The organism is Clostridium sp. (genome assembly GCF_036569345.1).
In the GTDB taxonomy this organism is placed as follows: Bacteria; Bacillota; Clostridia; order Clostridiales; family Clostridiaceae; genus Clostridium_AD.
In genome coordinates, this window is record NZ_DATCQT010000087.1 from 1 (window position 1) to 17,951 (window position 17,951).

Below are 17,951 nucleotides of genomic sequence, written 5' to 3' on the forward strand. Positions count from 1 at the left end.
GTTGAACATCCCATGTTAGAAGCACATTATATTGAATTGATAGAAATTCAAACTGCAAATAAAATATACAGAAAATATCTAAATCCTGGTGATAAACCTGAGGCTATATTTCTTCTAGAGGAAGAGATTTTGAGTGCACGAGAATACTGTAATATTCACGGATTATGGAAAGCATAGAATATTTCGCTGAATTTAATTGATATTCACGGAAAACTATTAAATACTAAATAGTGAAACTAAATGTATTTTTAAAGAAATGAATAAAGCAGTGAATTAAACTCACAGCTTTAAACATTTCTTTAATTTTCATAAAATTGATCTAAATTAATTAATCACATTTTATCTTCATCTTTTCTAAAATCTTTATATTCAAATTCATTTTAGCTAATCCAAGTCATGTTACATTTTTTAAGTTCCCATTTCTCATTTTTCTTTTGTGCTTCAAATGAAAATCCTATTGCACCTGTCCCAGAACGCCATTTACTTCCTTCAAAAGAAATTGAGTTCGATGAATTAGAATTGTATTTACTTATTTGAAAGACAATTCCTTCTTTAAAATACAAATCATTAAGATAACCTTTTTCTTTTAATTCATCAATATTCATATCTAACATAGTTACATGATATTTATCAGCAACATAATTAAACAGCTGTTTTTTATACCCTTCACTAAAATCTTTAAAGCCTTTAGTATTTATACTAATGTATTTAATATCAGAATTAAGTCCTGAATCCATTTGCCAAACACTGTCAAAGGCTAATATATATGCTTTTAATTTTTCATTAACACTTTTTAATGTAGATTCTGTATTAATTGTAGATTTTGTTACATTTTTACGAACTATGGTTGAATTAGTGCACCCAGTTAATATTAAACCGCATATAACAACTATTATAATTCTTCTTTTCAAATAAATCACCTCTCTTTCAGGTTCATGTAACTTTATTATATAAATTAGACGTCTAAATCATCTAATTAGCTTTAAATATATATATTTTTATACCCAATGCATATAACTATGACAGGTAATAATATCATATACTTTTATGCTGAATTTGGTATACTTTGTAACCCCAAGCGATGGTATTTACTACTGGCAGCAAAATTATATTACTGCTGATTCAATTATTGAAAATGTATTTTTCTCACAATCAATTTCAGCTAAGACACCATATGGAAGACAAATTTTAGGTTCTGTATGACCAAAGTTCATATTATACAGGATTGGTAAATCTTCTTTATTAAATTCTTTCATAACTTTATAAATTACTTCTTTGTATTTAATATAATTTTCTTCATCCTGAGGCTTTCCCCAGATGATGCCATTGATGCGGTCAAGTATTCCTGTAATTCCATAATTTCTTAACCCACATTCTACAAACCATACTGGAGGTTTTTCCTCTGATGTTTCTAAAAATAATATTGAATCATCGAAGTCTTCAAGTGTTGGAAATATCGATGTCCCACGAAGCATATCAAAAACTTCCATGCATCCGCCTATAAGCCTCCCCTTTATAACACCTTTTCCTTGTAATAATTCGTAACCATTATTAGGTTTATACTTTCTTTGAATTGCTTTATTAGACTCTTCCCAAGGTAAATATTGGCTTGTCCATTCTGATGCTGCTTTTATTTCTCCGATTGCATTATTTACGAATAATACCTTTTTAATATTTTCAACTGTGTATGAATGCATAGATGTATTTTCTGCAAAATCAACTAATAAAGTAGGTCCATATATGGTTGATATTCCCGCTTTAAAGCAAAATAAGTGTGTAGTGGTTGTATCTGAATAACCCATGAAGACTTTTGGATTCTGATTTATAATATTAAAATCAATATATGGGAGCATTCTAATACTTTCAATTCCACCAATACAAGCAATGATACCTTTTATTGATTTATCTTTAAATGCACACATTAAATCTTCTGCTCGCTTTTCAGGATGTTTGTATATATAATCTGTTCCAGCCAAAGTATATTTCATTTCTACAACCTTTAATCCAAATAATTTTTCTAAACGTTCCTTACCTTGCTTATAACGCCACAATATTTCCTTGTCACCAGCCCCACCCCAAGATAAACTTACTAATGCAACCTTATCTCCAATTTGTAACTTATATGGTTTCTTTAATTCCTTCATTTTAACACTCCTTTGTAAAATTTAATTTGTAGTCAATTAACGATTTTGCTATTATCTTTATCATAATATTTCATGTAATTTATGCTTTACAGTTTAAACATATTTGCTGACCTTGAGAAGATTATAACATTATTTTACATGTTTCTGTAATCTTTTGTAAATATCTCCATTTACTTTTATTTGATGTATTGACAATTCCTAAAAGTATAAATATGATTAACTTAGAAAATAATCGTATTTTATTTCATAATCGGTATTATTATTTTACAAAATATTCGATTAGGGGGGATGCCAATGGGTAAAAATATATCGAACATAACAGATGATCGATTCAGTAATGATATTAAGAAAATTTTTATGCTTTCATGGCCTATTATGGTAGGCATGATACTTCAAAGCCTTTTAGGGACAGTTGATACATATTTCATTGCTAAACTTGGAACAAATGAGGCCGCTGCGGCAGCTTTATCTAATTCAACCTCAAGTGTAATCTTTGTAATATCCACTCTTGTATCAGCTGGAACTATAGCTCTAGTATCTAGAAGTTATGGCGAGGGTGATATGGAAGCTGTTAGAGAATTTAGTGGACAATCCTTTTACCTATCACTTATTTTTGGACTTATATTGAGTATATTATGTTTCTTAAATACGCAAAGCATAATAAAATTAGTTTTTAATCCAGAACCTAATGTAGCAGTTCTTACAGAGAACTATTTATCTATAGTCTTTATTGGAACAATATTTGTATTTTTGAATTCAGTATTAAGAACTATACTTCAATCCCTTGGGGATACATTCACTCCACTTGTAATTTTTGGAATATCTAATGTAATAAATGCAATACTTGATCCGATTCTTATATTCAAATTTCATTTAGGAATAAGAGGTGCAGCTATTTCAACAGTTATATCCATGGTTTTCTCATGTTTGGCAATTAACATTGTTATTATTAATAAACTATACAACTCTAGTCTAAATCAATTTATATTAAGTATGAGGTTACAATTGGATAGCAGTATAAGGATTTTAAAAATAGGAGGATGGGCATGTATCCAGCAACTTGCAAGGCCTATTACCGGAGTGTTTATGTTCAGCCTTGTGTACACCGTCGGAGGTGGAGAAGGTACCGCTGCTTTTGGAATAGGAGGACAACTTTTCAACTATACCTTTATATTTCTTGTGGGTCTTTCAACTGCCATTTCAATAATGGTCGGACAAAGTCTTGGACGAGGTGATATAAATGGCTGCGATAAGATTATAAAAGAAGGACTAAAGCTTGCAACCTTTAATATGATTTTATTTTCACTACCGTATTTAATTTTCCCAGCAGCGATAATGAGTGTTTTTATTAAAGATCCCTTGGTAATAAAGACTGGAGTCGAATATTTAAGGATAGTATATATTGGTCTTATTTTTGTAGTATACCCAACGATTTATGGAGGCGCTTTTCAAGGGTCAGGAGATACATTCCCACCTATGATTTCATCATTAGTCGCGAATGTAGTTTTAAAACTTCCTATCGCATATATACTTGCGAAAGCATTTAATATGGGGACTAATGGCGTGTGGACTGCCGTAGCTTTATCTGTTGTAATTGAAGCAGTCATTATGATATTATATTTTAAAACCAATAGATGGAAGGAGAAAATTATATGATTGTAAAAACTAAGCCATCACAAGCAATTATTGAATACTTAAATCTAAACAAAATTATAAACTTAAATATATTAGGGATTATAGAAAATGAACCTGATGCAGAAATATATGTAGATAATGAAAAAGTATCTATGGGCGTTCTAGTTCGATATGGTTATTTTAACTACATTTATACAGATGATGATGCGTTTTTAGATGAAGTACTCAAAACACTATTTAAAGATAACTTTTATGGATTTTCAGGTGTATACAGACCACTTGCGGAGAAGATAAGAAACAGATATTTAGTAACATGGGAAAGTCGATGTTCTTTTTACTATCTTCCAAAAAAGAATTTAGATTTAAGTCTTATAAAAAGTCCCATAAAATCCATTGATATAAGAGATGCAGAAATAATTAATGAACTTTATACTTTCAAAAATTCAGAGAGCCTAATGAAAATTAAAAAGGATATATTAAATAGACCATCTTCCGCAATATATTCTAATGGAGATATTGCCTCATGGGTACTTATTCACAATGATAATTCCATGGGTATAATGTTCACAAAAGAGGAGTATAGGAAAAAGAACTATGCTGTTGATACTTCAATTGACCTTGCAGCAAAGATTATAGCGCGTGGGAATATTCCTTTCCTTCAAATAACTGAATCAAATAATATGTCACCAGGTCTCGCATCAAAATGTGGTTTTATAAAATATGGTTATTCAGATTGGTTTGGAATAATTGAAGGAACACCAAAAGAAATAATAGATTTAAACAATCAAAATAGAAATAATCACATTAAAAACATAGGAGAGTTTAAATATTTAGAAGGTAAAGAACTTAATTGCATGTACTCACCAACTAACATTGATAGTACATATGAAAAAATAGAAGGGTTTACTATTGAAAAAGTAATAAATAATGAAATGGCAGAAGTATGGTGTCAAACCCTAATAAATGTTCTTGAAATTAAAGGAAGCATAAAAAGCCTTCTAAAAGATATGGTTTATATGGCCGTTTCAAATAATGAAAATGGGTATATTCTATATAACGGAATTTTAAATGATGAAATAGTTTCTACAACAGCATTTTATAAATCTGGCAATCATATTCTAGGATTATATTTTACAGCTGTTTATCCTAAAATGAGGAAAAGAGGAATTGGACGAGCTACAGTTATTGAATCAATAACTGATGTAACAAAAAAAGATGATATAGAACTAATATTACTTCAAAGTCCTGATAAATATGTTGATATGTTTAAAAAGCTTGGATTTATTCACAGCCATAATATTATGAATAGTGATCTAGGTAATTAGTAATTTATTAGGATTGTATTTACTATAATTAACTTTAAAAGCCAATACTCAAAATAAGTACTTCTTTTGTGGTATCCTCGTAAAGGTGAGGTGTGGCACACTTTTCATCATTCTTAAATTTATTATTACATTGCCATATCGTCTTGCGGTATTTACTGGTGGAGAGTGCCATACCTTGCTTCTGTAGAAACTCCCACACTCGCCGCAGACAATTTTTCCTAAAAAAGAGGCTCCTCCTGTTTGTAGCCTTTGGCACTTTTCGTTTTTTAAGTTCATGTTAAACAATAATTATATAATAAAACATCTATTCTGAAAGGGGTAAACTTATGGAATCAATAGAATTTATTCAGTTATGTGAAGAGAAATTTAAATACTTGAAACAAGATTTTGGGTTTAATCTTATTGAAAAGAATGCTGAATCTATAAATCCATATATTATATTTGTAAAGAATAACTTACATATTAAAATTAATTATCAATTTTTTGCAATACCCGAATTCCCTATAGTTGTCTATTTAATTAAAAAAGAAAAGAAACTGTTTGGAAGATTTTTTAGTAAAGATATAAATTACGAGTTTGATGACTTACTAATATATAAAAAGTGCCAGACTAATGTTTATGATTATCTTGAATATAATAACATTGAAAGTTTTTACAATAGAATGACAGAAGAAAATCTAGCTTTTTACAAAGAGAAATATTCGAAAAATGGAGAAGTCACAATGTTGTTGGACAAATATGCACATCTTTTAAAGGATTTTGGACGTGAGATATTAAATGAAGACTTTACTATATTAGAAGAGATAAGAAAAATGAGAGATAAATATGATAAAAAATATAATTGTACCTCATTTCCTTTGTAATATTTGCTTATGTTAGATAATGCTGAAGGGTATAGACATATAAAATCTTATGAAATTGTAACATTATTTCAAATGATACTATACACTTTTATAAATATCTCCATACAACAAAATTGCTTTAGTTAACCCTATTTATTTTATAACTATTACTTAAAAATCTTTTAAATATGCATAACAAAATATACCGTCATAAAGTTTGTTATCAAATGGCATATCATTTACTGAACCATAAAAAATACTAATATTAAGCCCATTTTACCTTGCCAAATCAATCGCTGTTTTTGAAATCTCAATACCTGTTACATTTATTCCGTACTATATTATCTTATTAAGAACCTCTAGTGCTTTATCTAAAACAAACTCTTATCAAATATATATTGTGTACTAAATTATAGTATATAAGTTTCCATGTGCTGGATAAATTTTTATTATTTTATATTCTTTTATTAATTTCCAACTATCTTTGATTATTTGGTCATCATAGGCTTCCATAAGACCGAACCCTGGAAGGTCACCTGTAAATGCACAATATCTATCGATAACAATACTTACACTATCATCTGTGTGACCAGGTGTTTGTATTATTTCCCCCTCTATTCCCACACTTCCAAGGAATTCTCGACTGTCCTTACTAGAAACCACAATGTTATCTCCAGATACAATATCCGTATACCTAAATTTAGAATTCTTTTTGAAAAAGTTATTCAGCTTATCCACAAAAGAAACCTGGCATTCATGTAGAATTAATTTTATTCCTAGATTCTTCAGATCTTGTACAATACCCGCATGGTCTGGATGAAAATGTGTTACAATTAAATATTTTATATCACTTATTTTGATATTATACTGATTCAATAAGTACATCAGTCTATGTAGAGTATCTGGAAAATCAGTATCAATAATTATCCAACCGCAATTGGATTTAAGTAGATAACTATTTGTCCTCTTGCAAGTTAAGTTCAATATTTCCATCTACATTTACCTTCCTCTCTATATTATAAATTACTCTCCATTAATACTAAATACGTAACATAAAGAAAAAGAAGTTAATTCTTTATAACTCTCTGTAATCACGACACCTGTGTAATCTAAAATTAGATTTTCTACCTACCGTATTTAAATTTGTTCACTCGACCTTTAAGGGCCCCAATAAAAAAACATATAGTTGAGAAAATAATAATTTCGGTTTGCTCTGAGGGATTATGCATAAAATCTAGGAAAGAACTGTAGGTAAAATTAAAGACATCCGTTATTGTAATAAATCCCAGTTGCATTATTATTTCTACCAACGATGCCCCAATAATTGCTACTGGTATTTGAATTAAACATATAAATCCCACCCAAAGTCTTACAAATATATTAAATGACTTTTCTAGATAATATTTATTAAAACCTGAAAGAATCACAAAACAACCCAAAAGAGGTATTACAATATAATTTACATTTAGCATGTATAGTGTAAACCCGTAAATAATTTCTAAGATGACAAAGCATATAATTGAAGTTATTATTGCTTTAATTATACTTTCTGTACGTTTTTTATAAGTTTCTGTACTTATTAAATTACTTATATAATTTTTATCTATTTGTTTTACTATAATTGATAACACTTCTTCACCGTCAATATCTTTAAAAAACAAAAGTGGTATTTGGAAAGAGCATGGAGCAAGACCGAATAGTAAATTTAAATTATTTAATATCGTTCTTTTTGTTTTTCTATCTTTATCTTTTTTGAGTAGGATTGTAATTATTAAATTATTACTTGATTCATACATTCCAGCATTATATATTTCTTTCCAATAGGTTGTCTTAGATTTAAATGGAAGAAGAACTTTTAGATATTCTGTGGTTATTTCTATATAGAATTTTTTTAAAATTACCCCATATATAAGCATATATGCAAATACTAAATTTAACAATAACGTGAATGACCCGCAAAATAACATCAAAATGTACTCTTCCCCTGTGACATTTAAAAAGGAAAATACGCAACCTGCTAATGAGGCTAAAAAGCAATATAAACATCCGATAATCATATACCATTTAAAACTTGATTTTTGATAAAACAGAGTATTATATTGATTCATGTTAATCCCCCTTGAAATATATAAATATATAAATATAAATAAATTCATACCTTACACCAACAATTATGTCAATGCTTTTATAAGAACTTAAATTTCAATACAACCTCTGTTATTTTCTCTTGTTAATTCCCAATGATATATATACTATAGCTAGACATATATATACTAAAGCTATACATATGTAAGTAATTCCAAATGACGTTTTATTACTAAAAGGATTTATTGAAATCAGGGTATTTATTATTCCTGCAATTAACCATATTATTCCTATTATAAAATATAAATAACCATCATATTTTTTATTCATAAATATATCCTTTCCCTATAATTCTAGATAAAATTTTATTTTAAAGTCCAATTTTCATAAAGCCCACTGTGAAAGGTAAATGTTTATACTTTCTTGTACCTGTATGTATAAATCCTAAACCACTATACCAATTCCTTAATTTCGTACTTTCTTCAATTACTCCAATAGTCATTTTATTACTTCCCATTTCTCTGACTTTATTCATTGCAAAAATAATCATTTCTCTGCCATAACCTTTATGACGATATTCTACCAATACTGCAATATTATTCAGTTCAAAACTCCCACCATTATTCTTGCTAAGCGAAAAATAACCTACAATGATACCATTATCCAGATAAGCAAACATTGGTCGACCTTTATCATACTGCCTATATAATTTTTCAACTTTCATAAAACTTGCATTCCCTGGACAATTCTCTTTTGTAAGACTAAATTCTTGTGCTACCGTTTCAAAACTTTTTCTGATTACTTGTACACATACTTTAATCTCATCTCTTTCTATCTGCCTTATCATTTTTATCACTTCCACACTCACATTTTATTAATAATATTTACTTCGTAATAAATTAGACTGTTGAATTATTTAATGTCGAGAATCAATTTTTTTTATTTTCTCAATTATTTTCTTACCTTCATAAGAGTTCAAAAATTCCCAAGTACCCTCTGAAACAATCTTTTCAACTTGAGCCATGTTACTATTTTTTATTAATTCCCTTACTTTTGATGCACTTATATACTCATCAGCATACTTTTTTCTTTCTATTTCAATGAGCTGAACTCCATACCTTGGCATAATCTCTTTTAATCTTTCATTATAAGTATTAGTAACCTTACAATAAGGCTCTTGTCCAACAAATCTCTTAATTATATTAAATTTGCTACAAAAATACTTACCAAAAATACCACAGTCCATATATTCATAAGCTCTTAATCTTTCATCTTCTTTTCGTAGAAAATATGAAGGAAAGGTAGCTGAAGATATAATGTACTCTCCTCCTGGGATTACAGTTACATTCTTTAAATCATTTACTGAATTTTTAACTATATCATACCTATACTTGAATGGAAAAAGTGATTTATCTTCCTCAACTACAAATAATAATACCTGTTCACAATTTTTAGCTGCTTCCTCCACCAAAAACCTGTGCCCCTTAGTAAAAGGATTACAGTTCATAACTAAAGCACCTTTAGGTGTAGTAGTATCGACTGAATACTTCGCTACTATATCATCTAAAGCCTCATGAATATCATAAATACCATACTCTAATAATACTGCATTTTCTACTTCATATACAATTTTAAAATTTAATGATTTAAATATATTTAATTTATCTAACTTGGTAAATACAAAATTATGAAATATTTGTTCTTCAAAGCTTTTATCTATTAGAGCAGATATAATAGAAGATGTTACATTCTCTCCTCTTATATCCTCAGAAACTGCGAAACATTTAAATACATTTCTAGACTTAGAGCCTGTAGCCATAATATCTCCATTATTAGTTCTTAAAACAATAGTATAATCTACATCCTTATCAAGTGATAGTCCAAAACTCTCTAAAAAAGCATTTACCTCGTTTCTCTCATCTATATCTTTTAAATCAACTTTTTGGAGTATTAAATACTGCATAAATTTATCTCCTTTATTCAAAACATATATTTAATCACACAGGTTTTCTTACATATAGTCTAAAAAACTACTATCGGAGTTAACACACCTATAGTGGTAAATAGGTCTTCCTACAGTACCATATTCTATATTTATACTCAATATTTCTTTTTCAAGTAAAAACACTAAATATTTACGCATTGATACTCTAGAAATCCCTATAATTTTGGCTACTTCTTCAGTAGAAAAAGAATGTGAATTCATATTTTGAATACTTGTCCACGTTTTCTTTAATGTGTTTTTATCAATACCTTTAGGTAATAGATTTACAATTGGTTGTTGTTTATTCAAAATATGTTGATCTAATTGCTTTTGACTAACTGCATTATTATTCTTCATAAAATTTTGTTTCTCTCTATATGAACACAAAGATTCATTAAATCGATCAAATTCAAATGGTTTTATTAAATAATCAGCAACCCCATATTGAAAAGCCTTTTTTATAGTATGCATATCACTTGCAGCGCTTACAATGATTACATCAACTTCCTTGTTTATTTTTCTTAAATGCTCCAGCAATTTTAATCCATTTATATTGGGCATAAAAATATCCAATAATATTAGGTTAACATTGTTGTTTTTTAAAATATCTATGGCACTTTTAAAGCAACTTGCGATTGCAATAAATTCAAATCCATCAATTTGTCCTAAATATTGTTTATTAAATTGTGCAACCATTGGATCATCTTCAACTATTAATACTTTAATCAATTAAATCACCTTTTTTCTCATAGGATAAACAAATTTGAAAGGTTGTAAATTCATTTTTATTGGAAGTAATATTCACAGTTCCATTTAACTTATCAATACTGCGTTTTACTAGTGATAATCCCACTCCTCTATTTTCTCCTTTTGTTGAAAAACCTTTAATAAAAATATCCTTAATAAAATCATTATTTATTCCAACCCCATTATCACTAAAAGTAATGTTTAAAATTTCATTATCATAACCTATATTTAAGGAAATCAAATTTGAACTTTTCGTATTATCAACTGCTTCTACAGCATTATCTATAAGATTACCTAATATTGTAATTAAATCATGAGTAACTTCAGTTTTTTTAGGTTCCGGTACATATGAATCCCTAGAAATTTTAAACTCAATATTATTTTCTCTTGCAAAGCTAATCTTTCCAAAAATAAATCCCGCAAGAGCAGGGTCTTTAAACTGTCTTACTATAAAACCAACTTCACCTTGATACTTATTTGAAATAGTTTTAATATAATCAGAAAGTTTTTCATAATACTGCATATGAACCATTCCTAAGATCACATGAAGCTTATTCATAAACTCATGTGTTTGAGCCCTAAGAGCATCTGCATATAATTTCACACCCGTTAACTGTTCAGCAATCATGATCATCTCTGTTTTATCTCTGAAAGTAGATATTACTCCAGTTATTTCTCCATTTACAATTATTGGGATTCTATTTGTCAAAATTGTTATTCCATTTAAATTCTGCTCTTGATCTAATTCTATTTCTCCGGTTACAAGGACCTTGTTTAACCTTGTGTTCGGAATATACTCGTCAACCTTTTTCCCAATAAGTTCGACATTAATACCTGTTTTTTGAAATATTCTTGCTGCTTCATTGTTTACAAGAGTAATATATCCTTCGCTATCTATGGCAAGAACACCCTCCCTAATGGATTTTAACATAGCATTTCTTTCTTGAAAAAGATTTGCAATAGCTAATGGCTCAAATCCAAGCATTGTTTTCTTAATATTTTTACTTAAAATTAATGCTCCTAGTATCCCTGCTAATATACCAAATCCTATACCAAAATATATTGCATGCCTGCTTTGGTCAACAACTTCCTCTACTTTATTCAATAATATTCCCACAACAACAATCCCAATTTCCTTGCCATCATTATCATATATTGGAACAAAAGCTCTGAAAGATTTACCTAAAGTTCCTACTGCTGTTGAAACATATTCGGACCCTTTAAGAGCATTCTGAAAATCATCTCCAACAATTTTCTTACCTATGTTGCTTTCATCAGGATGTGATTTTCTAATCCCATTAATATCAGTTACAACTACAAATTGTACATTAGTCGAATTTTTAATTTTATTCGTGTAAACTTGGATATTTTTAGCATTAGAAGGATTATTTAAACCATCAATTACTAAAGGTGAATAAGCTACAATATGTGCAATGTTAAATGCTTTTTCTTGTATATTTTTCATAGTTATAGTAGTGATTTTATCACTTATTAGTACATCAGTAATTAGCAACACTATCCCAATTACAAGACATACTAATAATATAATTCTAGTTTGCAATTTCATATGACTATTAATTATTTTTTTTAATTTTTTCATACGTTATTCCTCCAATACACTACAAAATTATTATACAACTAATTTAAGTATAAATGTGTTTTAGTTACTTTAATTACTTAATTATAACAATAGTTAGATAATATTCCATGTTTTATTAAATGATCTATTATTAAAGAGTAAGCTATATAACTTAAAATAAACTTTAAGGAGTGATTATTTTGCAATCAAACGTTAACAAGTCAAATGCAAAGACTAACACATTTTCTAAAATTATTAATTATAGAATAGGTGTACTACCTGTTCCACTATTCATTGTGATTTCGCTTATACTTTATCTTTCCTGCATTTATAACGTATTAAAAGCAGATATGATTGGTGGTTTTGCACTAATTATAATTATGGGGTTATTCCTAGGTCAAATCGGATCTTCAGTTCCAATTTTAAAAAACATAGGTGGACCGGCAATCTGTACCATATTTATTCCATCAGCAATGGTATATTATAATCTAATGAATGACACGTCAATAAAAGCTATTACAGCACTTATGAAAACTTCAAATTTCCTATACCTATATATTTCCGTTCTAGTAGTTGGAAGTATTCTTGGTATGAACAGGAAAGTTATGATAAAGGGATTTGTAAAAATGTTTATTCCTTTAATAGTGGGTACACTAGGTGCTATACTAGGAGGCATTATTGTAGGTTTATTGTTCGGATACACTCCATATAAATCATTTTTTTATGTAATCGTTCCCATTATATCAGGTGGTATAGGAGAGGGCATTTTACCACTATCTGCGGGGTATTCTGGAATACTTAATACTAGCCAAGATGCATTTATCGCTCAACTTGTCCCTGCAGCAATGATAGGCAATGTAATCGCTATAATAATATCAGGTATTTTAGTTCGTATAGCCAAAAAGAAACCTGAACTTACAGGAAATGGTATTTTAGTAAAATCCGGTGATGATAAAGAAATACTTCAAGCAAAAACAGAAGAAAAACCGATTGATTTTCAACTTATTGGTGCCGGACTTCTTGTTGCCTGTACTTTCTTCATATTTGGTTCATTTTTAAGCAAATTCATTGGTATCCCAGGTGCAATAATAATGATATTCACTGCTGCCATTGTGAAATATTTGAAATTATTGCCAGAGCATATAGAATTAGGGGCAAGTCAAGTATATAAATTAGTAAGCAAAACCCTTACTTGGCCTCTACTTATAGGAGTCGGTGTTGTTTATACTCCATGGAGTAGTTTAATAGCAACCGTAACAGTTGGATATGTTGCTATTTGTATTGCATCTGTTATATCAATGGTTTTATCTGGATTCTATGTTGGAAAACTTATGAATATGTATCCAGTTGAATCAGCACTTGTAACATCATGTCACAGTGGTCTAGGTGGAACAGGTGACGTTGCAATATTATCTGCAGCAAATCGTATGGAATTAATGCCCTTTTCACAAGTATCAACAAGAATTGGTGGGGCAGCCACAGTTATATTAGCAACTGTATTATTAAAATTATTCACTTAACCATAGCTAATTTATATTTTATTATTTTTCAACCTATATTTAAAGTTTTTTAGAATACACTATGTATTTATTAAAGTGTATTCTGAAAAACATCATCATAAATAAGCAGATAATTTTCTATATAAGGGGAGATTAAACTATGATAATTACTAAAGTAGGCAAATCAGGTACATTAGAATCAAGCGATATATTGATTATGGTAGTTCCAAACAAAGATCATGGAATAAATATAGAACTTGAAAGCATTGTCATGAAACAATTTGGTGATCAAATTAAAAATATTATATTAGATCAGGTAAAAAAAATGAATATTCAAAATATAAAAATAATAGCTCAAGATAAAGGTTCATTAGACTGTACAATTAGAGCAAGGGTTGAAACTGCTATTAATAGAGCGATGTAATTATATGGATTACATCATGTTATATGGGGAGGAAGTTGTATGAAAAAATTAAGGAGAACAATGCTTTTTATACCAGGAAATAATCCCGCAATGCTTCAAGATGCAGCTATTTTGGGAGCTGATTCCATTATTTTAGACTTAGAAGATGCTGTTAGTCTCACGGAAAAAGATAGTGCTAGATCACTAGTAAAACATGCTATTAAAAATATGGATTATTCAAGTATTGAACTTGTTGTAAGAATAAATCCTCTTGATACAGAGTTTGGGTTAGAAGATTTAACTACAATTGCAAAGGTTAAGCCTGATGCACTTATGATTCCTAAAGCTACACAGCAGCAGTTACTTGATATAGATCTCTTACTTGATAAAATAGAAAAAGAAGAAAATATAGAAAATTCATCTATAAAACTTATACCTATTATAGAAACAGCACTTGCTCTAGAAACGGTATATGAAATAGTGAAATCCAGCAAAAGAGTAATTGCTGTACTTTTAGGGGCAGAGGATTTAACTTCAGATTTTGCTATAAAAAGAACAAAGGAAGGAGAAGAAATCTTCTATGCCAGGAATAGAGTATCTACTGCATGCAGAGCTGCAAGAATAGATGCTGTAGATACGCCCTTTACAGATACTAATGATTTTGAGGGTTTAGAAAAAGATAGCAGAAAAGCTAAAAGTTTAGGATTCACAGGAAAAGCAGCAATTAATCCAAGACAAGTGGATTTAATCCATTCTGTTTTTGCTCCAACGGCTCAAGAAATTAAATATGCACTTAGGGTCATTTTTGCAAAAAAAGATGCAAATGAAAAGGGCCTAGGAGTTTTTTCACTAGATGGCAAAATGGTAGATGCCCCTATTATAAATAGAGCGATGACAACAATTGATTTGGCAAAGGTATTAAATATTTTATAAAAACTTTATTAGATATTATCTATAAAATACTTCTATAAAGGAGTGATTATTAACATGATAAATTCAATTGGAAGAGAATTCCCAAATGAGATATTAGGATATAAGGAAGTAATACCGTTTAAAGGGGCCTTTTCTGATACTGGTATTAAAGAAAAGACATCAGTAAAGGTAATTGCCTATAAGCCTGGAACCGAAAAAGTATTAGAAAGCATTAATGAAGTGCTACATAAGGTTGGAATAAAGGATGGAATGACAATTTCTTTTCATCATCATTTAAGAAATGGAGATTTTGTTCTCAATAATGTAGTTGATGCCATTGCAAAAATGGGGATCAAGAATATTACATTAGCACCAAGTTCTATATTTCCAATACACTCTCCATTAGTTGACCATATTAAGAATGGGGTAATAACAAAAATTGTGACCGACTATATTGGAGGACCCGTTGGAGAAGCAATAACAAACGGGTATCTCAAAAATCCTGCAGTTTTAATGACTCACGGCGGAAGACCAAGAGCTATTGAAAGCGGAGATTTGCATATTGATGTGGCATTCATAGCTGCACCAGCCTGCGATTCTTCTGGTAACATAAATGGTGTTTATGGCAATGCAGCTTGTGGCTGTCTGGGTTATGCCATAGCTGATGCCCAGTATGCTGATATAGTAGTTGCAATTACTGATAATATTGTAGAATATCCAGCCTGTCCTATAGAAATTAGTCAAGAATTTGTTGATTATATTTTAAAGGTAGAAACAATCGGTTATTCTGCTGGTATAGTATCTGGAACTACAAAAATAACTCAAAATCCGGTTGGACTTAAGATAGCAAAAATGGCTGCAAAGATTATTGATGAAACCGGATATGTTAAGACAGGTATGTCTTTTCAGACCGGTGCTGGGGGAACATCACTTGCTGTAGCAGATGAACTTAAAAAGATAATGAAATCAAAAAATGTAGTAGGCAGCTTCGCCTCAGGTGGAATAACTGGATATCTAGTTGATATGTTAGATGAAGGACTTTTTAAAAACTTATTTGACGTTCAGTGCTTTGATTTAAAAGCAATTGAATCATATAGAGATAATCCTAAACATCAGGGAATGAGTGGTTCACTATATGGTAATCCAAATAACAAAGGCGCTATTGTAAATAATTTAGATGTTATGATACTAGGTGCAACTGAAATTGATACAGATTTCAATGTAAATGTAATTACAGGATCTGATGGAATTATTATGGGAGGCTCAGGTGGGCATAGTGATACTGCAGCAGGAGCAAAAATTTCAATAGTAGTTACAAACCTAATAAAAGGAAGACTTCCTATAATAAAAGATAAAGTAATTACAGTAACTACTCCGGGTGAAAGTATCGATGTAATTGTAACTGAAAGAGGAATTGCTGTTAATCCGAAAAGACAGGACTTAATTGAAAAATTAAAATCTAGTAATTTACCAATAATGACTATAATTGAACTTAAAGAAAAAGCAGAAATGCTTACTGGAAAAGCTAAGGCTTTAGATTTTACAGATCAAATTGTTGCAGTTGTAGAATATAGAGATGGATCAGTAATTGATGTAGTAAGAAAACCAGTTTCGTAAGATTTATCAATATATATATATATTATTAATTGTTTTAAACTCAATGAGGGTCAATAGATATAGTCAGTTAAATTACAAATAATAATAGAGGATATTAGCTTAATATCCTCTATTATTATTTAGTTAAGTATACTCATTCCAAGAAATTCTATATATATTTTTAAAAATAAAAAATATACAATCAAAATACTTGTACCTTAAACCCAACGGGTTCGATTTTGTGTTGCAAATCTTATATTCATACAAAAATACTTATGTTGTCCGTTAAGAATGTTACGAAGAAAAACATATCACAATATATTATAAAAACCTTGTTAAAAAATAAGTAAATATTCCAATCCATATAAAAATTATAATGCCTCCTGCAACCCAATTTTTAGGTTTACCTTCTTTAAAAATATTTTCTGACTGCTCTCTACATTCATTCATAATATCTTTTGGTATTAATCTAATTGCAAATGCTACACCAATAGGCACTAAAATCAAATCATCAAGATAGCCTAATACGGGTATAAAATCAGGGATTAAATCAATAGGGCTTAATGCATATCCGACTACTAATAATACTACAAACTTAGCGTACCAATGTACATCACGTCTTTTACAGGCTAAAGATAATGCTCCAATTTCTTTTTTAAAATTTTTGACTTTTATCTTAAAATCGTTAATGATTTTTTTTAATATTCCAATAAAATTGTTAATTATAATTCCCCCTTTTGTCATAGAATATTAGTTGTCGAGTAAGTAGGTAGCCTCTCGGCTCCTTTAGGTAATTTATCTTTGTTAAATAATAACACTAATAAAATCACTTCTCAAATGAACACCATTACGACATAGCTAGTGAATATTATACAACACCTTTTTCTGATATTCAGGTAATTGTATTTAATCTTGATTTTAAATTTGTTATATTAGGATTTGTTCCAGTACATTTATTGAATTTCTTACTTATAATACAAAGTAAAAATAAGGGATATATAGATTATGTAGTTGGGGAGACATATAAATAGTATATTAGCACCAACAATTATGTCAGTGCTCTTAAGTAAACACAGGCGTTACCGCCCATGCTCCTCGACGGAACCGTACTTGCCCTATTAAGGCATACGGCTCTTCACATCATATTTGAATCACCTATAGAACAAACTAACATTAATAGTTGGTTCTAATAATGGAAAA

The 17,951-nt window shown here is 29.4% G+C and carries 17 protein-coding genes and 1 pseudogene; 8 read left to right on the forward strand and 10 right to left on the reverse strand.

Annotation, left to right across the window (positions count from 1 at the left end; genetic code table 11):
* Positions 1 to 177 (forward strand): desulfoferrodoxin family protein (locus VIM70_RS08540; protein ID WP_331945344.1); only part of this gene is annotated, 177 nt, incomplete at its 5' end.
* A 203-nt stretch (positions 178 to 380) separates the two neighbouring features.
* Here the strand turns inward: VIM70_RS08540 and VIM70_RS08545 are convergent.
* A complete protein-coding gene (locus VIM70_RS08545) occupies positions 381 to 911 on the reverse strand; it encodes a hypothetical protein (RefSeq protein WP_331945328.1) in 531 nt (176 codons plus the stop codon).
* A gap of 195 nt (positions 912 to 1,106) precedes the next feature.
* Positions 1,107 to 2,144 (reverse strand): S66 peptidase family protein, encoded by a 1,038-nt coding sequence (locus tag VIM70_RS08550; protein ID WP_331945329.1) that lies wholly within the window; start codon positions 2,142 to 2,144, stop codon positions 1,107 to 1,109.
* A gap of 294 nt (positions 2,145 to 2,438) precedes the next feature.
* Here VIM70_RS08550 and VIM70_RS08555 point away from each other — a divergent pair, with 294 nt between their 5' ends.
* From VIM70_RS08555 to VIM70_RS08565, 3 genes are all read left to right on the forward strand, one after another.
* Positions 2,439 to 3,800, forward strand: a complete 1,362-nt coding sequence (locus VIM70_RS08555; protein ID WP_331945330.1) for an MATE family efflux transporter — start codon at positions 2,439 to 2,441, stop codon at positions 3,798 to 3,800.
* Complete coding sequence (locus VIM70_RS08560; protein ID WP_331945331.1) at positions 3,797 to 5,104, forward strand: GNAT family N-acetyltransferase; 1,308 nt, start codon at positions 3,797 to 3,799, stop codon at positions 5,102 to 5,104. The genes VIM70_RS08555 and VIM70_RS08560 overlap by 4 nt, the downstream gene beginning before the upstream one ends.
* Positions 5,105 to 5,430: 326 nt before the next feature.
* The gene (locus tag VIM70_RS08565; RefSeq protein WP_331945332.1) at positions 5,431 to 5,967 is read left to right on the forward strand and encodes a hypothetical protein; all 537 of its coding nucleotides are present in this window, start codon (positions 5,431 to 5,433) and stop codon (positions 5,965 to 5,967) included.
* Positions 5,968 to 6,129: 162 nt separating this feature from the next.
* Here VIM70_RS08565 and VIM70_RS08570 read toward each other — a convergent pair.
* From VIM70_RS08570 to dcuS, 7 genes and pseudogenes are all read right to left on the reverse strand, one after another.
* Positions 6,130 to 6,279 (reverse strand): annotated as a pseudogene (locus VIM70_RS08570) (class I SAM-dependent methyltransferase); the annotation flags it as partial.
* Positions 6,280 to 6,351: 72 nt separating this feature from the next.
* Entirely contained in the window at positions 6,352 to 6,939 is a 588-nt protein-coding gene (locus VIM70_RS08575; protein WP_331945333.1) for an MBL fold metallo-hydrolase, read from the reverse strand.
* A 131-nt stretch (positions 6,940 to 7,070) separates the two neighbouring features.
* Positions 7,071 to 8,054: a hypothetical protein gene (locus VIM70_RS08580; protein ID WP_331945334.1), complete on the reverse strand. Its 984-nt coding sequence runs from the start codon at positions 8,052 to 8,054 to the stop codon at positions 7,071 to 7,073.
* Positions 8,055 to 8,401: 347 nt separating this feature from the next.
* Positions 8,402 to 8,878: a GNAT family N-acetyltransferase gene (locus VIM70_RS08585; protein WP_331945335.1), complete on the reverse strand. Its 477-nt coding sequence runs from the start codon at positions 8,876 to 8,878 to the stop codon at positions 8,402 to 8,404.
* 69 nt (positions 8,879 to 8,947) lie between these two features.
* A complete protein-coding gene (gene citC / locus VIM70_RS08590; protein ID WP_331945336.1) occupies positions 8,948 to 9,994 on the reverse strand; it encodes a [citrate (pro-3S)-lyase] ligase in 1,047 nt (348 codons plus the stop codon).
* A 48-nt stretch (positions 9,995 to 10,042) separates the two neighbouring features.
* Positions 10,043 to 10,744, reverse strand: a complete 702-nt coding sequence (locus VIM70_RS08595; RefSeq protein WP_331945337.1) for a response regulator — start codon at positions 10,742 to 10,744, stop codon at positions 10,043 to 10,045.
* Positions 10,737 to 12,362 (reverse strand): DcuS/MalK family sensor histidine kinase, encoded by a 1,626-nt coding sequence (gene dcuS / locus VIM70_RS08600; RefSeq protein WP_331945338.1) that lies wholly within the window; start codon positions 12,360 to 12,362, stop codon positions 10,737 to 10,739. The genes VIM70_RS08595 and dcuS overlap by 8 nt, the downstream gene beginning before the upstream one ends.
* 170 nt (positions 12,363 to 12,532) lie before the next feature.
* Here dcuS and VIM70_RS08605 point away from each other — a divergent pair, with 170 nt between their 5' ends.
* The 4 genes from VIM70_RS08605 (at position 12,533) to citF (ending at position 16,772) form a co-directional block, all read left to right on the forward strand.
* Positions 12,533 to 13,861, forward strand: coding sequence for a 2-hydroxycarboxylate transporter family protein (locus VIM70_RS08605; protein WP_414648691.1), 1,329 nt, complete (start codon positions 12,533 to 12,535; stop codon positions 13,859 to 13,861).
* A 139-nt stretch (positions 13,862 to 14,000) separates the two neighbouring features.
* Positions 14,001 to 14,264 carry a citrate lyase acyl carrier protein gene (gene citD / locus VIM70_RS08610; RefSeq protein WP_331945340.1) on the forward strand — a complete coding sequence of 88 codons (264 nt, stop codon included), beginning with the start codon at positions 14,001 to 14,003 and terminating at the stop codon, positions 14,262 to 14,264.
* Between the two features lie 39 nt (positions 14,265 to 14,303).
* Entirely contained in the window at positions 14,304 to 15,176 is an 873-nt protein-coding gene (locus tag VIM70_RS08615) for an HpcH/HpaI aldolase/citrate lyase family protein (protein ID WP_331945341.1), read from the forward strand.
* A 54-nt stretch (positions 15,177 to 15,230) separates the two neighbouring features.
* Positions 15,231 to 16,772 carry a citrate lyase subunit alpha gene (gene citF, locus VIM70_RS08620; RefSeq protein ID WP_331945342.1) on the forward strand — a complete coding sequence of 514 codons (1,542 nt, stop codon included), beginning with the start codon at positions 15,231 to 15,233 and terminating at the stop codon, positions 16,770 to 16,772.
* A 300-nt stretch (positions 16,773 to 17,072) separates the two neighbouring features.
* On the opposite strand, the gene VIM70_RS08625 is transcribed toward citF, so the two are convergent.
* Positions 17,073 to 17,495, reverse strand: coding sequence for a YkvA family protein (locus VIM70_RS08625; protein WP_331945343.1), 423 nt, complete (start codon positions 17,493 to 17,495; stop codon positions 17,073 to 17,075).
* Positions 17,496 to 17,951: the final 456 nt, after the last annotated feature.